The sequence below is a fragment of the Mucilaginibacter yixingensis genome (genome assembly GCF_041080815.1).
Taxonomy (GTDB): domain Bacteria; phylum Bacteroidota; class Bacteroidia; order Sphingobacteriales; family Sphingobacteriaceae; genus Mucilaginibacter; species Mucilaginibacter yixingensis.
Window position 1 is genome coordinate 3,287,025 of the sequence record NZ_CP160205.1, and the last position, 18,002, is coordinate 3,305,026.

Consider the following 18,002-nt stretch of genomic DNA (forward strand, 5'->3'; position numbering starts at 1 on the left):
TCATTTGAAAGCAATAAAGTAAGCAGACAACATTTTTTACCTTTGAGTTATGACATCCAACCTGCAGCAACTTTACGGCAATATAGATATCTATCTTTTTGATCAGCTGCTTAAAGGCACTTATAATCAATGCAAAAAAGTGCTCGACGCAGATTGTGGCGGTGGACGCAACCTGATTTATTTTCTGCAGAATGGTTATGAGGTGTATGGCATTGATCCCAATCCAAGCGCGGTAGCGGCGGTTCAGGAACTGGCAGCTTCATTATCGCCTGTTAATGAAGGGAACTTTACCGTCGCATCAGCAGAGCATCTGCCCCTTGCAGATCATTCTTTTGACCTGGTGATTAGCAGTGCGGTGCTTCACTTCGCTAAAAATCCGGAACATTTTGACGATATGCTCCACTCGATGTGGCGGGTACTGAAACCCGGCGGCTATTTTTTTGCCAGGCTGGCCTCAGATATAGGTATTGAAACCCTGGTGCGTCCCCTGGATAATGGGCGTTATTTATTGCCTGATGGCAGCGAGCGTTTTCTTGTGAATCAGCAGATGCTCCTGAACTATACCGAAAGCCTGAACGCGCGGCTGCATGAACCCATCAAAACAACCAATGTGCAGAACCTGCGATGTATGACCACCTGGTGCCTGCAAAAAATCTGATCAAATTAGCCTACTAAGTATGAAAACATTAAACGCATTTAAAGCCTCCCTTGAATTAGCGGCCCCTCCTGTTGGATTGCCGGTACAACTCAAAAGCCTTTGGTATGACGGCAAAGGCGACTGGCACCAGGCCCACGCGCAGGTAGATGAACTGGACGACCAGGCATCAGCATGGATACATGCCTACCTGCACCGTAAAGAGGGAGATATTTGGAATGCCGATTACTGGTATAGACGGGCCGGAAAGCTGCGCCCCGATCTTTCTTTGGACGATGAATGGACACAATTAGCCTTACACTTTCTGGACCAACCTGCACTGTAAAGCTATTAGATAAAGGTTCCAAATAATAAACTTGCACTTGTTAGGGCACCTCTTGAAATTCCGATTCAATTTAACTCCGTAAATAACTGACCATTTGCAACTTGCGCTTGTTTTTCCGGGTATTTTTTCATAGCTTTAATAAAAAAAATCCCATGAAAAGAGTATTCACCCTAATGATCGCGATGATCCTGTGTGCTGCTACTTTTACTTATGCAGGCACAGCTTCTGCAGCCCTGAATACCAGGACCGCCAAACAGGTTAAAAAGAATGGTACGCCAGACAAGCGTTTTAAAGCCAATAAAACGGCAACGACACCTGCCGGACCACTCAAGAAAGACGGAACGCCGGATATGCGTTACAAAGCCAATAAAGGAGCGGCGGCAACAACGGCTCCCGCAGGACCGACCAAGAAAGATGGCGCTGCAGATATGCGCTTTAAAGCCAATAAACCCGCTAAAGCTGAACCGGCAAAAGCTGCTGCGCCCGCTAAAGCTGCACCTGTAAAAAAAGCGACCAAACCAGCAAAGAAGAAAGCCAAATAATAAACGAAAAAACATACAGTATGATAAAAGGCCGGCTTATATAGCCGGCCTTTTTAGTACTCCCCTTACTCCAGAAGAAATGGGATTTACACTTAATTCAATGGTTTTGTACTGTAAACATGATACTCACCCGGGGCCAAACTCATGCTATTGGTGGCCGAAGCAACATTGATGCTCTGTCCTGAAAAATTATCGTACCAGCTACCAGTTGATGGAAATAGCAACAGTGTGTTATGCGCAACAACGTCAAAATTGGCTACTGTCACCACGTTATTGCTGGCATCAGAAAGGCTGATGCTTTTTACCGGTCCGTCTAAACTATAGCTAAACGTGGATGTGTTGAACACCGCATTATTGATCTTCCATTTAATCATTTTGGAGTAAACGCTGTACAAATGTGCACGGCTGGCATCTTGCTGATATTCCCAGTGGATGGGTTTCTCGCCCGTGCGCCCGTTCTGGTCTATACTGATATCATAACCCAATTCACCAAACTGCCAGATCATTTTCGGACCGGGAGCCGATAGCATAATCACTGCGCCGGCTTCATCGCGGGCAAGGCCCGTAGCCTGGCTCTTCACATTATACGTACCTGAGCTGTTGCCATATTGCTCATTCTTGTATTGCAGGCGCTCTTCATCATGACTTTCAAAATAAGGGATCAGGCCGGCGGCAGTGCTAAAACCGTACCGGTCATAAAACAAACCAGAAACGTCCCAAACCGGTCCGGTGGCATAGCCCATGGTGGCCTGCTGGGCGGGAGTGCTCAGGTTGCTCCACATCATCATACCCTGGTTCACCAATTCGCTTTCTTCCTGGTTACCGGCAAAGTACTCTAAGATCACGTAAAAGTTGGGATCGATGCTTTTCATGTAACTGTTATACATTTTCCATAAAGCCACGCGACTGGCATCATAAGCAGCCCAACTGGCTTCGTCGGTTGTGTTGGTTTGCGTGAACCCCTTAGCCTGATCAAACCTGAAACCATCAATCTTGTACTCCTGCATCCAGAACTTCATTACGTTTTTGGTAAAATACTGGGTAGCGACGCTCTGATGATTAAACTGAAAACCAACCGCGTCGGGGTGCATGTTCTTTACGTCAAACCACGGATTATCTGCGCTCGGCGCATTGGCCGCGCTGTTGTAATACATCTGCACCATCGGGCTTGAACCGAAAGCATCTTCCAAAACAATATCCTGTATTACGGCAATGCCTTTTCCGTGGCAGGCGTCAATAAATGTCTTCAGATCATTCTTGGTACCGTAATATTTATCGGGCGCAAAAAAGTAGTTGGGATTATATCCCCAGGATGAATTGCCCTCAAACTCATTTATAGGCAACAGTTCTATGGCGTTAACGCCCAAGCGAGTGAGGTAGCTCAGCGTATCAGTCAACGTTTTATAGTTGTGTGCGGCAATAAAATCACGCACGTGCAACTCATAGATCACCAGTTTCTTTGGATCAGGCCGGGTGAATCCCGTATTTTTCCAGGTATAGGCCGGCTGGTTGGCCTGCATTACGCTTACAATACCAGTCTGCCCTGTTGGATACGCCTTGAGGTTTGGATAAACACTTGCAGGGATATTTTTATCATTATCCGGATCAAGCACCTTCTCGCAATAAGGATCGCCAACTTTTAGTGAACCGTTGATGAGGTATTGGTAAGCGTACTCTTTGTTTGGGTCGATGTTATCGATCTGCACCCACCAGCGTGTGCCGTCGGGGGTTTGGTTCATGGTTGTGGGCTGCCAGTTGTTAAACTCGCCAATCACACTAACCGACGCCTTGCCCGGCGCATAAAGATTAAAAATAACCGATGTGCCTGAGTTAATAAACGTTACGCCATCGTTAGCACCAGAGGGCAAGGGCTTGCCATTGGTTATGGTGGTAGTGCCGTTAGTGCCATTATCGGGCGATACATCCATGCTTTTTTTGCTGCAGGCTGTACCTAACATAGCAATTGAGGTAATTAGTAAGAGCAATCTTTTCATAGGTACAAGGCTTAAACCGGTAATTGATTATTGCTAAACTTATCATCGTGCTCGTCATGCACATAAAGCACAGACACCGCGCCGCAGAACATAAACAGGCCGGCCAGCACAATGGCGTAGATGGCCTGTCCGCCGAAGATGGTTTTCACTACCCATCCCCCGAAAAAGCCGTTTACTATTTGCGGCAGGGTGATGAACAGGTTAAAGATGCCCATGTAAACGCCCATCTTTTTGGCTGGGATAGCGCCAGAAAGTATGGCATAAGGCATGGCCAAAATGCTGCCCCAGGCCAGGCCAATACCCAGCATCGGCAATAGTAGCCAGTTGGCATTATGGATAAAGAACACCGACAACAGCCCTACCCCACCCGCAGCAAGCGAAAAAGCATGCGCCGCCCTGCGACCGGTAACCCGCGCTATTGCGGGCAAAAACAATGCATAAACAGCCGAAATTCCATTATAGACACCAAAACAAATCCCCACCCAGTTACCGGCATCGGCAAACTTGGCTGAGGTGGTATCGCCGGGTTTTACGTGGTAAATATGCTCGGCCACGGCTGGCGCCATAAATACCCACATAGAGAACAGGGCAAACCACGAGAAAAACTGCACCAGCCCTAACTGACGCATGGTGCGGGGCACATGTGCCAGGTCTTTAAAGATGGTGAGCAGCCCGCCCTGATGTTCTTCGGTTGCTTCCCGACTAAAGTGCTCGTAAACCTCCGGAGGATACTCTTTGGTGGTAACCATGGTATACACGAGGCTCAGCACCAGCACAGCGGCACCGGTATAGAAAGAGAACAGTACGTTATCTGGAATATGCCCCTGCGGCGCCGTTTTGGCAACGCCGAAGTATGACGAAAAAACATAAGGCAACCACGACCCCAACACCGCCCCTACGCCAATTAAAAACGTTTGCACAGAAAAGCCCAACCCTCGCTGGCTATCGGGCAGATTATCTGCCACCAGCGCCCTGAACGGTTCCATCGCCACGTTAAAGGTGGCGTCCATCAGCATTAGCATGCCGGCTCCTACCAGCAACGGCGGCAAAAACAACAACAAAGACGAGTTGGGCATTAGCACCAAAGCAATAGCTGCCAGTATGCCACCAGCCAGAAAGTAAGGTTTACGCCTGCCCAAACGGTTCCACGTACGATCACTATAATGACCAATAATGGGCTGAATGATCATGCCTGTTACCGGCGCTGCCAGCCAGAATAACGACAGATGCTCTACATCGGCGCCAAAAGTTTGCAGGATGCGCGAGGCATTGCCGTTCTGCAGGGCAAAGCCAAATTGTATGCCCAGAAAACCAAAGCTCATGTTAAAAATTTGCCAAAAGCTAAGGCGCGGGCGTTGCAGCAAACCACTCCCGGCGGATGCTGAACCTCTCATTTCATCAAGTGAAATCATCTCCTCAATTCAAAAACTAATGTGGTTTTAGCGGGGATAGTTAACTGTGTAAAATTGCTTAGCTGCCGGCCGGTAATAATGTTGGTGGCGCTGTTAAAGCCGGTCGTTCGTTCGCTATAGCGGGAGGTATTTGCGGTGGTTTCCTTATCGGTACTGTTGTAAATAACCATGATGGTTTGCTGCGCATCATACCTAAAGTAGGCATAAACCCCGTTTTGCGGGATAAATTGCATCAGCTTACCGGTTTGCAGCGCAGTGCTGGTTTTACGATAATTGGCCAGCGTGCGGATATAATTGAAAGCTTCGTTTTCTTTTTCAGTACGACCCTGAGCGGTAAACTTGTCGGCCTTATCGCCCGGCCAGCCGCCCGGAAAATCCAGGCGCACTTTGCCGTCGGGATCAGAGAGATTTTTCATCAAGATCTCGTCCCCATAATAAAGCTGGGGCACACCACGCATGGTGAGCAACATGGCCATGCCCGATTTAAACTTGGTAAAATCATCGCCCACGATGGACAGGAACCGGCTCATATCATGGTTATCCAGAAATACGGTATTGCGTGTTGCATCCTGGTATAAAAAATCCTGAGCCAATACCGAGTACAGGCGATTAACGCCATCGGTCCAGCCTTCTTTACCGTTCAGCGCTTCGGCAATGGCATCTTTTATTTGTGAGTCGGTTACGCCGGGCAATTGCGTGTCAAAACCGCGGTTAACGGTATTGCTCTGCGTAAAATAGGCCTGGTTGGCCACACTCCAAACCAGGGTCTCTCCAAAAATAGACAAGCGGGGAAACTCTGCCTTTACCTTACGCGCCCAATCGGCCATGTAGGCCGGATCATTATAGGGATAAGTATCGAGCCTGAAACCATCTACCCCGGCATACTCTACCCACCAGATGTGGTTTTGGGTGAGGTAGTTTTGCACGTAAGGGTTGCTCTCGTTCAAGTCGGCCATGCTGTGGTCAAACCAGCCGTCCTGCATCACTTTACGGTCCGCAGCCGAGGCATGAGGGTCCATCACCGCCGCATCCCTGAAGTTTGATTGGGTGTATTGCGGCCATTGGTGCACCCAACTTTTCATCGGCATATCTTTAATAAACCAATGCTCGGTACCCACGTGGTTGTGCACCAGGTCTTTTACTATTTTCAAGCCCATGGCATGCGCTTTGTCTACCAGCTCTTTATACAGTGCGTTGGTACCATAACGCGGGTCGACCTTGTAATGATCTGTCACGGCGTAGCCGTGGTATGAGGCATGGGGCTCGTCATTCTCAATCTCCGGCGTAAGCCAGATGGCAGTTGCACCCAAATCTTTCAGATAATCCAGGTGATTGATGATGCCCTGCAAATCGCCACCATGACGATAATACATGCTATCTCGATTCAGTGTGGTTTCGCGCATGCTGGCTACCACATCGTTAGACGGATCGCCATTGCTGAAACGATCAGGCATCAGCAGGTAGATCAAATCTTTGCTGGTCACGCCTTGCGCCCTGTTTGGTGAGCGGTCGCGCTGTTTCAATTCATAGCGATAGCTCAGGTTGCCACTGGCTTTTTTGAAGTTGATGGTAAAAGCGCCGGCTTTGGCCGATGGCGAGATCAGCAGATCTAAGAACAGGTAATTAGGGTTGTCCACCTTATGTACGGCAGCCAGCTTAACACCGGGATAAGCCAGAACAACGCTGCTTTGCGCAATGCCTTTACCGTGCACAATCAATTGCAGTTTGGGGTTCTTCATCCCTGCCCACCAAAACATGGGTTCTATCCTCTCCAGCGCCGGTAAGCCTTGCGCCCAAAGGTTTCCGGTTAAGGATAGTAATATAAAGGTGATGAATAGCCTGATCTTCATGCTGATGGATTGTTTTTAGTAGCTGATGGTAATTTGTTCTGATGTATTTTTGATAACGGCACTTTTCACTTTTGCTCCCTCAACCGGGTTATCTGAGCCTTGCGGATCAAAGCGCGAGATGGGTTGAATCATCGATGAAAAATCGTCTTTTACATTCAGCGCTTTACCGCCCATTTTAAAGGTACCGCCAAAGCCGTGCATTACCAATTTGATATTTTTAAATTTAGACGACAGGCTGCCCTCTGGCTTGGCTAGCGTGATGCTGTGTTTGGCCGCATCATAGCTAATGAGGCGTTTGTAATAATCGCCCTGCTCGTATTTATAGCTTTCGCCGTCATCTTCATAATAGGTAAAGCTGTTGTTGGCGTTACCTTGATAGATGTGGATGGTCAGCGTATCGGTTGGTTGTTGGGCTGTGCTTTGGATGAGCGATTGCATAGGGATTATGCTGCTCTCTTTTACGTAAACCGGCAGCTTGTTCATCTTCACGTCGATGATTTTCTGCTGGCTGCCTGTTTGCACCTCATCGTTATACAGATCATACCATTTACCTGCCGGGAAATAGACTTTACCATACTGTGCACCGCCCTCAAACGGCGCCACAAGGAAGGCATGACCAAACAAGTACTGATTCTGGAACAACGTGTTATAGATGTTCTGATCGAAGGTATAATCAATAGCCAGCGAGCGCACCACCGGATGCCCATTCTGCGTGGCCTCATAAAATGTGCTGTACAGGTATGGCAGCAAACGGTAACGCAGGTTGACGTAATTACGGGAGATCTCGGTCACCTCCTCGCCGAACGACCATGGCTCTGCCGATTTGGTGTTCACCGCCGTGTGATTGCGGAAATAAGGATTAAAAGCACCGATCTGCACCCAGCGGGCAAATAAAGATGGTGTGCCGTTACCGGTGAAACCGCCGATGTCCATGCCGGTAAAGGCCACACCACTTAAACCAAGACTACTTAACAAACGCACGCCTAAAAGCATGTGGCTGTCTTCGGCCCGGTTATCTCCGGTCCACATGGCCGAGTATCTTTGGAAGCCCGCATAACCTGCCCTTGTTAGCACAAATGGGCGTTTGCCAAAAGCTTCCTTAGCACCCTCATAACTGGCGCGTGCCATGTTGAGGGCGTAAACATTGTGCGCCTGCAGGTTAGATGCCTGGCGGCCATCATAATCATAAAGAATATTGTCGGGCGTTTTTTGTCCCCAGGTGGCAATCTCGTTCATATCGTTCCAGATGCCGCTTACACCGTCTTCGCCGTATTTTTTCAGTTCGGTACCCCACCAGGCCCTGGCTTTTGGATTTGTAAAATCAGGGAAATGGCACCAGCCTGGCCAAACCTCGCCGGTGTAATTGGTACTGTCAGGGTATTTGGCAAAAATGTTGGCGGCCAGGCCACGCTCGTAGGTACCGTAGCCTTTCTCTACCTTAACACCAGGGTCAACAATTACGGTTATTTTGAAACCCATCTCCTTCAGCTTGTCCGTCATTTTACGCGGATCGGGGAACCGGGCTTTATCCCAGGTAAACACTTTGTAATGATCCATGTAATGGATATCCAGCGTAATACCATCAGCCGGAATCTGCTTTTCGCGCAGCGTTTGGGCAATGCGCATCACCTCGGTCTCGGGATAGTAACTGTAACGGTTCTGCTGGTAGCCCAGGCTCCAGAGCGGCGGCATTTTCATCCGGCCGGTTAGGGCAGTGTATGAGGTAATGATATCGGCCAGATGTTTATGGTAGATGAAATAATAGTTCATCTCACCGCCGCGCGCCCCAAAAGATGAGAAGCGGTTATTGCTGGCACCAAAGTTAAAATCGCTTTGGTAGGTATTATCCAGGAAGATGCCATAGTTAAGGCCGTGGTGAATACCGATATAGAACGGAATGGTGCTGTAAATAGGATCTTGCCCGGTTGAGTAACCGAAAGAATCGGTATTCCAGTTGGTATACCCACTGCCGCGGCGATCAAGATCGCCGGTTTTTTCGCCCAGGCCAACGAAGCGTTCGCCCTCTTGCATTTTTTTATAAGTGGTTACCGATTCGTTTACCCATGAGGTAGCCAGTCCGGTTTCATCCTGGTTGATCACCTTGCCGTCAGGGGTGTAAAAGGTTACCGAGAAAGGCGCCTTACCTATCACCGCCTTCAGCGAATCTGTAACGATGCTGATCTGGCTGGCATCCTGCGTAATGCTGGCCTTCACCTTTTGCGGCTGCTCGATAACCGCGTAAGAGAAATCGGGCGTCAACTGCTGTTTATCCATCCTGATGCGGATCACATCGGGGCTGTACACCGTGATCTGCGCCCAGGCATTATCGGTTGTCAGCGAGATCTGCTGGCCATCTATCGTCACGTTCTTTACGTTGCCCGTCTTCTTCACCGGACTATTTTGGGCAAAACCCGCAGCGTATCCGGCCAGCGACAGTAACATTACAGCACAGTAGAATTTGATATTCATTTTTAAATTCTTTTCAGGGTCGACGCATTTCAATTAAAAATCTGCATAAAACCCTACGTATCAAACTATCAAATAAACAATCTTAAAACTAACCCACCCCGTAGGGCGGGCTAGTTATCAGTCTAGTTAATCGTGTTTTATTTTTTTACAAGGGTGTATGTAGGAGCTATAGGGTTGCCAAAGCTGAGTGAAATCAGATAGTTACCATTTGCAGGTACCGCAATATTGCCACCGTTGCTGCTGGTTAGCTGACCGTTCACCGGCGATACATCGCCATAGCTCAAAGCCCAGTCATGGTCTGCCCTGAATTTAATGGCCCCGGTTTTAACCAATGCCGTTGTAACCTGGTAAGCGTTGGCATTGATGCTGAACGTCAAGTCCACATCGTTCCCGGGGTTCCAGCCCTGGGCGCCGTCGCCAATTACGCTCCACAAGTGCTCAAACTTGGTGTAGGTAACCGTATTGGCATTCAGATCCACTGTAACCTGGTACAGACCAGCCCCCGGAGCAGTAAGGTTAGTGCCAGATGATAAACTGATCTTACCGCTACCAGCATCGCCATAAGATGTACTCCATGATTTGGCAGGCGTAAATTTGAACTGATCGCCGGCAGAGAAATGCAGGTAACCGGTATATATACCGTTACCGGTTGCTGATACCAAACTATCTGCCGTAGTAGGCTGCCATTGTAGCGTTGCATCGGTGTTTTGCATCATACCCGGCGCGTAGATGTAAGAGATGAGCGCGTAGGGCGTAACAGTTAGCGTAACTACGTTGCTGTAAACCGTTTTAATACTGCTGCTGGCGCTATACATAATACGGGCAGAGATTTGCGATGCTTTACCGGTAGGCAAGTTGAGCCTTAACAGCAGGCTGTTAAAATCATTAGTAGAAAAGCCCTGGCTATAGGTGTTGGCCAATAAGGTGACCGACTGCGGGCTGGCCCAGTTATCGGCCGTAGCATCAATTTGCAGGGTATTGGTTACTGCTGCGCTAAAGCCATAATCGGCCTTGCTGAATTTGAAGCTGACAACGGTGGCGGTATCCGCAGCCTTTGCTTTGACTAACACCACCGTAGTGCTATTAGCGCTTAACGTACCCGCCGTACCACTTGTGGCCGTAACCTTCATTTCATCTTTTTTGCAAGATGCCATGATGAGCAGCGCTATGCTGCCGGCGGCTAAAAACTTATTTAAAATCGTCTTCATTTTGAATGTCTTTAATATGGGTTAATAGCCTGGGTTTTGTTTCAGGTTGCTGTTAGCGTTAATATCATCTACCGGGATTGGGAACAGGTTGCGGAATGAAGGCACACCTGTACCTGTTTTCACCCCACCTTTCCATTGCCACAGGTAAGTAGACTCTGCAAACCGACCGTAGCGCACCAGGTCTGTACGACGCTGGCACTCCCAGTAAAGCTCGCGGGCACGTTCTTGCAGGATGAAGTCGGTAGTTAAGTCGCTGGCCGCAATGTTGCCGGTTGTTTTACCTGCATAAGCACGTGTGCGCAACTTATTGATGTAGGTTAAAGCTGTGGCAGCATCGCCACCGGTACCGCCGCGCAATACGGCTTCGGCATAGATCAGATACATCTCAGCCAGGCGGAAAACCGGAAAATCAACATCCGAGTAATCTTTGCTTGAGCCGGATTGTGCCGCATTGGTAGACAGCACGTTGCGGTATTTGTTTACGCCATAGCCGCCACCGGTAAAGTTGGTAACATCGCTAATGTCTGCAGTCTGTCCATCGGTCCAGAACTCGGCGCGGGTATCAGGGTTACCATTGTTAGGGAAGGCAGTGCTGGTATTAGCCGGAAACAGATCGCTCAGTGCGCGGGTGGTACGCATACCGCCCCAGCCACCATTTAAACCAAAGGCTGCTGCAGGCATGCTGCCGCCTACCTGGGCATGGGTCATAAAAGTGGTACCGCCGTAGCTGGTGGTTTTTAAACCATCGTAGTTGATGGTCCAGATAAACTCGGTGTTGGCTACGTTGTTATCGGCCAGCATCAGGTTATCATAAACCGGCATCAGCGTGTAACCTGCATTAATTACTTTATTGGCGTAGGTAATGGCATCGGCATAACGGGCAGTGCCTGTGTAAACCTGCGCATTCAGGTACAGACGGGCCAGCAATGCCCACTCTGCCGCCTGATCTGCGCGACCGTATTCGTTCGTTCTTGGCGCTTTCAAACTACCATCAATCGCTTTCAGTTCGCTCTCAATATAATTGAACAGCGTTTTACGGTCTGTTTGTGGCGGCAATGCAGAACCTACTGCATTGGCATCGGTAACAAAGGGTGGGTTACCAAACAAATCCATCAATACCCAGTACTGGAACGCGCGAATGAAGCGGGCTTCGGCAACGTAATAGTGCACATCGGTAGCATCACTACCGGTAATGCCGCGGCTGCTCAGGTTGGCATCGCTTGACTGGCGGATGAAATCGTTACAAAGCGTAATCTGGTACATACTTCTGTAGTATAAACCTTTCAGGAAGTTGTTAGACGAGTTCCAGTTCAGGTTATGGAAGTCAGCCAGACCGGCATCGCCCCAATTACTTACCGCCTCATCTGTAGAGAGCTCTTGTGCGCCCCACCAGGTACGGAAAAAATCTACGTTCTGGCCTTCATCGCCAATAGGCAAATCCGGGCTTCCAGACGGACCGGTGTTACCGGTAAGGGCCATGCTACCATAAACCTTTGCCAGCGCTTGTTTATAGCCAGCCGGGGTTGAGTAAACGCTCGACGCGGTAACCTGGTAGTTTGGTGTAAGGTCCATACCCTTTTTACAGGCTGATAGACTGCCCGCTACCAGGGCGGCCATCATTATATATTTTATTGAATTTCTTTTCATTGTCGTAATGTTTATCAAAAATGAGCTGCACTATTATCTAACACTCAGGTTAAGACCCAACACAAAGGTTCTGGGGCGCGGGTAGAAATTATTGTCTACACCGTTAGCAATCTCCGGATCGACACCGCTGTATTTGGTAATGAGGAACACGTTGTTAACGTTAGCGCTGATCTTCAGATCGGCAGAACCATTGAACAACTTGCCCACATTATAACCGATGTGCACATTATCCATACGCAGGAAAGAAGCGTTTTCAATGTAGTAGTCAGACAGGCGATCATTAGATGTATTGCCCGTCAGGTTGCTTTTCAGCACCGCCGTAGAGCCATTGTTGACGAAACCGCCCGATACACTTTGCAGCATACTGGCAACCACGCCTGCGTTAGATGCAATGTTGTTATAAGCGTAGTTACCCAGGTTGGCCCTTGCCACAAAACCGGCGTTCCATTTTTTGTAGTTTACGTCAGAGCTGAAACCGAAGTAGAATTTAGGGTCGGGGCTTTTGTAGAAGTACAAATCGCTGGCGTTGATGGTGCCATCGCCGTTACGATCAACAAACAAGTTTTCAATCGGCTGACCGGCAGCATTATAAACCTGCTGCAACACATAAAACGAGTGTACAGGGTAGCCGGTAAAGCTGGTTTCAATTTTAGAACCGGTACCGCCAGAGATAGCACCATCAGCAATACCCGGGTATGATACGCCTGGCAAACTGGTTACCTTGTTGCGGTTGTAGGTTACGTTGAAACCCACATTCCAGCTCAGATCTTGTTGTTTGATAACCTGGCCGTTGATGCTAAACTCAACACCGCTGTTGGTCATATCGCCCACGTTACCGGTAATCTGGTTAGAGAAGTTGGTACCGGCAGGCTGGTTGATCACGGCCAGCAGGTGCGTGGTTTTGCGGTGAAAGTAATCGATACTACCGGTTATGCGGTCTTCCAGGAAACCATAGTCAAAGCCTACGTTAGCGGTGGCTGTTTGCTCCCAGGTACGGCCAGGGTAGTAAGGTGACGGTCTGTAACCTTGATAATAAGTATTTCCTAATTGGTAGGAACCTGTTTTACCACTCAGCGTGTAATCGGCCAGGTAATCATAGTTGCCAATACCGTCCTGGTTACCTGTTACACCATATTCTACACGCAACTTCAGGTTAGACAATACCGGGTTATTTTTCAGAAAATCCTCTTCGCTGATCTTCCAGCCCAGGGCCACAGAAGGGAATGTACCGTAACGGCCAGACTTATCAAACTTAGAAGATCCGTCTCTACGGATGGTAGCCGTTAATAAATACTTATCGGCATAAGAGTAAATTAACCTGCCGTAGTACGACTGCAGCTTGTTCTCATCCAAACTGTACGCATAGTTTGGCGTACTGTTGGGTGTTTGTGCGCCATCATAGAAATAGCCAGGGTAATTGAAAACGGTTACCGCAACATCCTGATAAGAGTAGCCAGCAATTACGTTGATGTGGCTGTTGATGCTTTTAATCTGTTTATCATAACTCAGGTAACCCTCAAACAGCTTGTTGGCGCTGGTTTGTTTATAGATGCTCCGTTTACCGCCATGGTAAACTTTATTAGAATCAAGGTATGATTTTCTGTAGTTAGTGGCCGAGCTGTCAGAAATGTTATCATGCCCCTGTCCCCTGGTGCCGTCATAAGCAAAGTTCACGTTGGCATGCAAGTCAGGCAGGAAGTGGAAACGGTAATCCAATTGCAGGTTGCTGATCAATCGGTAAACATCGCTGCGGTTATCTTCCTGGTTAAGCAGGCCAACCGGGTTTTTAGGCGTATTCAGTTTCAGGTAAGTTGGCGAATTATTAGGGTCCAGCCATTGCCAGTAGCCACCGTAGTTGCTGTTTCCCGAGTAAACCGGCACCGTTGGGTTCATAAATACGGCACTGCTGATGGCGCTCTCATTAGCAAAACGCTGATGAACGTGCGCGCCGCTGGCATTAAAATTAATTTTCAGGTGTTTATCAAATAAGCTTGGGCTCAGGTTAATATTAGCGGTATTTCTTTGTAACGAGCTGGTTTTCAGAATACCGTTCTGATCGGTAAAACCAACAGAAACACGATACGGCAGTATACCGGTGGTACCAGAAACACCCACGTTATCATCTGTACTATAAGCGGTTTGATAGATCTCTTTTTGCCAGTCGGTATTGGCGTTGCCTAAAAATTTGGTGTAAAAGCCAGAACTATCATGTGCCGCCACAAACGAGCGGAACTGGCTTGCGCTCAATACGCTGGCCTCTTTAGGAAGCTTAGACATTGAAGCCTGTGCACTGAACGTGATAACCGGCTTGCCAGACTGTCCCTTTTTTGTGGTGATAATGATTACACCGTTGGAGGCACGGTTACCGTAAATAGCAGCGGCCGACGCATCCTTCAGGATAGAGAATGATTCGATATCGTTAGGATTGATCAAACTCAGCGGATCTGCCACGCCTGAAATTCTTGAAGTACCGTCAGGGTTACGCGTGTTATCAATCGGCACGCCATCAATAACAATTAACGGATTGTTGCTGCCGCTAATAGAAGCCCCTCCCCTGATGCGAATGGTGCTACCAGAACCCGGCGCGCCACTGTTAGAGATAATAGATACGCCTGGTACCTTACCCTGAATCAGTTGCTCAGGTGTTGTATTGGCGCCCTGGTTAAAATCTTTGGCTGTTACGTTGGCAACAGAACCGGTCAGATCGGTTTTTCTAACGGTACCGTAACCAATTACCACAATCTCGTTCAGTGCTTTTGATGCCGGCTGCAGATCAAAATCTACCGCCACGGTGGCACCACTCAGTGTAACTGATTTAGTTAGCGAATTATAACTTATAAAGCTGGCCACCAGATTGTAGGTACCGCGTTTTACATTGCTTATTCTAAAAACGCCGTTTGCATCTGTAGTAGTACCAATGGTGCTACCCTGCAAAACAACCGTTGCCCCGGGTAAAGGCTGCTGATGCTCGTCAACTACCTTACCGGTAATGCTTCCGGTTTGCGCAAATGTCAGTCCCGACATGAGCAGCAAAGCGAAAAGAAGCATGCATTTTTGTAAAATTTTATTTCTCATTGAGTTATATAATTTGGTTTATATCGTTTAGTGTATCCTAAGTTTGGTGTGAAATAATGGTGTTATTTCAGGTTGGGTAGAGTTTGTTCATACGCAGTTTTAATTAGTCAGGTTTCTATTTTCTTAAAGCTGCAACGGCAAAAGCTTAGCGAATAATAGGGCCGTTCATCCCTGTCCTCACGTTGGGGATAATTTGCCGGTTTCAGCATTTTGCTTTATGCGCTTTTAAGAAAGTATTTAATTGGTTTATAAGTCATGGTTGTGCACTGGCAGACATCCGTCTTCTGTAACAGAACCGTGACGATACAAATTAAGAGCGGGAAAAAATCGAAAACTACTTTTTTATAAAAAATTTAAATAAAATCGCCATTTTAAAAAATCAACTAATTGATTTACAGATAATTACAAAACAACAAGTGTAAAAAAATTTAACGCTTATTGCGAGTTTTCAACGATAAGAATGGGCTTTCAATGCCGGTTTTAGCTATGATATTACGTGTTTTGACACAGTAATGGCGAGATTATAAGGGAGTAAGAATAATTGTTAAAATTTGCCGCTAACATCAACCGCTTTTATGGCCATGATATTCTCCTCAAAACCATCTGCATTTATGGCTTTGGCCTTAATACGCATCTTATATACATAGATGGTTTTGTCTGAGTACTCCAGTATTTTGGCAATGGTTTCGGTATCTGTAATACCCATACGCATCAGGGCAAATATGCGCAGGTCTGTAGTAAGCACTTCATGCTCTTTGGGCCAGATCTGATCTTCTTTTTTAAATAAAGCGTTAAAGTCTTCAATAAAATGCGGGAAGATTTTCAGGAACACATGATCAAATGTATAGAACAAGGTTTCGCGTTCTTTTTTGATGTTGATCCTATCGGCCATGATCTGGATATCCTCATATTTTTTGAGTGATAACCGGGTATCTATAGAGCGCTTAATTTTTTCTAACTGAAGAATATAGCCTGAAATAAGATTGAAGAAGTAACCAATATATTCTTCTTTAATACGGGTGCCTTCCATCAAAGCTTCATTAACCTTCTCCAGCTGATTGTTTTTATCATCGATGATCTTCTCCTTGGTCTTCAGCTTTTGCAATTGCTTGAATAATATGACCGAGGTAACAATAACCAATATGGCCAAAACGGTTATCAGGCTTAAAAACACAATAAACCGGTGCTCCTCGCGCTCAATGTAAGTTAATTTCTCTGAAGCCACGATGGGCAACAAACTACCTATCTGGATCTTGCGCTGACGGGCGCCATAAAACTCGGCATCAACCAGTGCATGCTGTAAAGCAACATAAGCATTCTTGATATCGCCTTTTTTATAAAGCAGCTCTGCCAACCAAAAAAGGGCCAGGGTTTCTTTGGTAGATGAGCGAATATCGCTGATGGTGGCTTTGATGAGCAGTTCGGTACACTTATCGCGCTGCGAGGTATTAAGATAAACGTTGCTTAATGTGGAAGTAACGATGGCGTACTGGTGCTCGGTCAATTTTGTTCCCAACAGCTGGTTGAAGATCACCGCTGCCGAATCATAAGATCCGTTACGGAACTTCTTATAGCCCGTGAGATAAATATGATCATACGATCCAGGCTTACTCAAATCAATAGCCGAATCAATATACTGATTGGCCAGCCGGGTATAGTTGGGCGCATAGTTACGGTCGTTATCATAAGTAGCCAAGTCATAGTAAGCCCGCGTAATAATAGAGTAATACTCCATCTTAGAGCTATCGGCAAGGCGTTGCACATCAATGCCGTGCATACTATCAAAGGTTTCCTTAAACATTCCAGACGATAGCAGAATAAAACCCATCTGTATTTTACTCAGATCGCCGCGCTGTTTATCGTGCATATTGATACTCAGCTGTTGCAGCTTGTTAGCGTATACATAGGCCGAATCGAACTGATAGGATTTATACTCGTTATACAGATGATTGCTCAGCGTAAACTGCGATTGAAGGTTAACCGCATGAGTATGAATGAGCTGATCTTTGAGTTTTTGAATCCGTTGCTCCTTTTGCAGGTCGTAAGTGCTCTTTTTGTCAAATTCTTTTCTCAAAGTATCAAACAGCGCATCCGTGCGCGAGTCAGCAAAAGCCGGCACAAGGCCCAGGGTGCACAACAATAAAACAGCCAATAAACGCTTCATCAGGGGATAACTAAATTCGGTTTATGATTTAGTAGGATGGAAAAGTAGATATTTTTAGGCTTAGTAGAAAGTGCGATTTTAAATAATGGTTTAATACTTTTTCCACAACCAGCATCTTCGCCTTGTCAGATTTGTCCAAGTAATGGCCAATATCGTCCATTCTCAAAAGCTTATCGGCAACGTAGCTTTGAGTTATTCAATAATCACCTCATGAAAACATCAATTGTAAACGGCATTGCCATTAGCGGAGTTAGTGTTTACCAAAGCAAATATTCGGTGAAGAATACAACGGATAGGCTGCAAGCCGCACTGCAAAAACACAATGTAACCATATATGCCAGAATAGATCAGCAACAGGAATTACAAAAGGCGGGGTACACTATTTTACCGATGGAGTTTCTGCTATTCGGCAACCCTAAAGCCGGCGGACCGGTGATTATTGAAAATCCGGTAGCTGCGCTTGATCTGCCGTTGAAATTTATGATCTGGCAAGATGATCTGGATCAGGTACATGTTGCCTACAATGACGCTGAGTATATAAAAGATAGGTATCAACTCCCGGCAGACGTAGCTGCCCCGCTAAATCTTGATTCATTGATTTCTTCAGCATTATCATAACAGATCAAAATCATCAAAAAAATAAAATCACAAACACTCATTA

12 protein-coding genes are annotated in these 18,002 nt (G+C 47.0%); 4 read left to right on the top strand and 8 right to left on the bottom strand.

Annotated features, from left to right (window positions below):
* Positions 1 to 49: 49 nt before the first annotated feature.
* The 3 genes from ABZR88_RS13275 to ABZR88_RS13285 all read left to right on the top strand — a co-directional run bounded on the left by ABZR88_RS13275 (position 50) and on the right by ABZR88_RS13285 (position 1,522).
* Positions 50 to 658, top strand: coding sequence for a bifunctional 2-polyprenyl-6-hydroxyphenol methylase/3-demethylubiquinol 3-O-methyltransferase UbiG (locus ABZR88_RS13275; protein WP_107826867.1), 609 nt, complete (start codon positions 50 to 52; stop codon positions 656 to 658).
* Positions 659 to 677: 19 nt separating this feature from the next.
* The gene (locus tag ABZR88_RS13280; RefSeq protein ID WP_107826866.1) at positions 678 to 980 is read left to right on the top strand and encodes a hypothetical protein; all 303 of its coding nucleotides are present in this window, start codon (positions 678 to 680) and stop codon (positions 978 to 980) included.
* A 152-nt stretch (positions 981 to 1,132) separates the two neighbouring features.
* A complete protein-coding gene (locus tag ABZR88_RS13285; protein ID WP_146166461.1) occupies positions 1,133 to 1,522 on the top strand; it encodes a hypothetical protein in 390 nt (129 codons plus the stop codon).
* A 92-nt stretch (positions 1,523 to 1,614) separates the two neighbouring features.
* Here the strand turns inward: ABZR88_RS13285 and ABZR88_RS13290 are convergent, their stop codons facing one another.
* The 8 genes from ABZR88_RS13290 to ABZR88_RS13325 all read right to left on the bottom strand — a co-directional run bounded on the left by ABZR88_RS13290 (position 1,615) and on the right by ABZR88_RS13325 (position 17,341).
* Positions 1,615 to 3,516 carry an alpha-amylase family glycosyl hydrolase gene (locus ABZR88_RS13290; protein ID WP_107826865.1) on the bottom strand — a complete coding sequence of 634 codons (1,902 nt, stop codon included), beginning with the start codon at positions 3,514 to 3,516 and terminating at the stop codon, positions 1,615 to 1,617.
* Between the two features lie 11 nt (positions 3,517 to 3,527).
* On the bottom strand, positions 3,528 to 4,838 hold the full coding sequence (locus ABZR88_RS13295; RefSeq protein WP_369434691.1) for an MFS transporter: 1,311 nt from the start codon (positions 4,836 to 4,838) through the stop codon (positions 3,528 to 3,530).
* A gap of 86 nt (positions 4,839 to 4,924) precedes the next feature.
* Complete coding sequence (locus tag ABZR88_RS13300; RefSeq protein ID WP_107826864.1) at positions 4,925 to 6,778, bottom strand: glycoside hydrolase family 13 protein; 1,854 nt, start codon at positions 6,776 to 6,778, stop codon at positions 4,925 to 4,927.
* A gap of 15 nt (positions 6,779 to 6,793) precedes the next feature.
* Entirely contained in the window at positions 6,794 to 9,247 is a 2,454-nt protein-coding gene (locus ABZR88_RS13305; RefSeq protein WP_107826863.1) for a glycoside hydrolase family 31 protein, read from the bottom strand.
* 137 nt (positions 9,248 to 9,384) lie between these two features.
* Positions 9,385 to 10,455 (bottom strand): SusE domain-containing protein, encoded by a 1,071-nt coding sequence (locus tag ABZR88_RS13310; RefSeq protein ID WP_107826862.1) that lies wholly within the window; start codon positions 10,453 to 10,455, stop codon positions 9,385 to 9,387.
* 21 nt (positions 10,456 to 10,476) lie between these two features.
* Entirely contained in the window at positions 10,477 to 12,102 is a 1,626-nt protein-coding gene (locus ABZR88_RS13315) for a RagB/SusD family nutrient uptake outer membrane protein (protein ID WP_107826861.1), read from the bottom strand.
* Positions 12,103 to 12,135: 33 nt separating this feature from the next.
* On the bottom strand, positions 12,136 to 15,177 hold the full coding sequence (locus ABZR88_RS13320) for a TonB-dependent receptor (protein ID WP_107826860.1): 3,042 nt from the start codon (positions 15,175 to 15,177) through the stop codon (positions 12,136 to 12,138).
* A gap of 544 nt (positions 15,178 to 15,721) precedes the next feature.
* On the bottom strand, positions 15,722 to 17,341 hold the full coding sequence (locus tag ABZR88_RS13325) for a DUF6377 domain-containing protein (protein ID WP_107826859.1): 1,620 nt from the start codon (positions 17,339 to 17,341) through the stop codon (positions 15,722 to 15,724).
* A gap of 210 nt (positions 17,342 to 17,551) precedes the next feature.
* Between ABZR88_RS13325 and ABZR88_RS13330 the strand changes: the two genes are divergently transcribed.
* Complete coding sequence (locus ABZR88_RS13330; RefSeq protein WP_107826858.1) at positions 17,552 to 17,959, top strand: DUF302 domain-containing protein; 408 nt, start codon at positions 17,552 to 17,554, stop codon at positions 17,957 to 17,959.
* Positions 17,960 to 18,002: the final 43 nt, after the last annotated feature.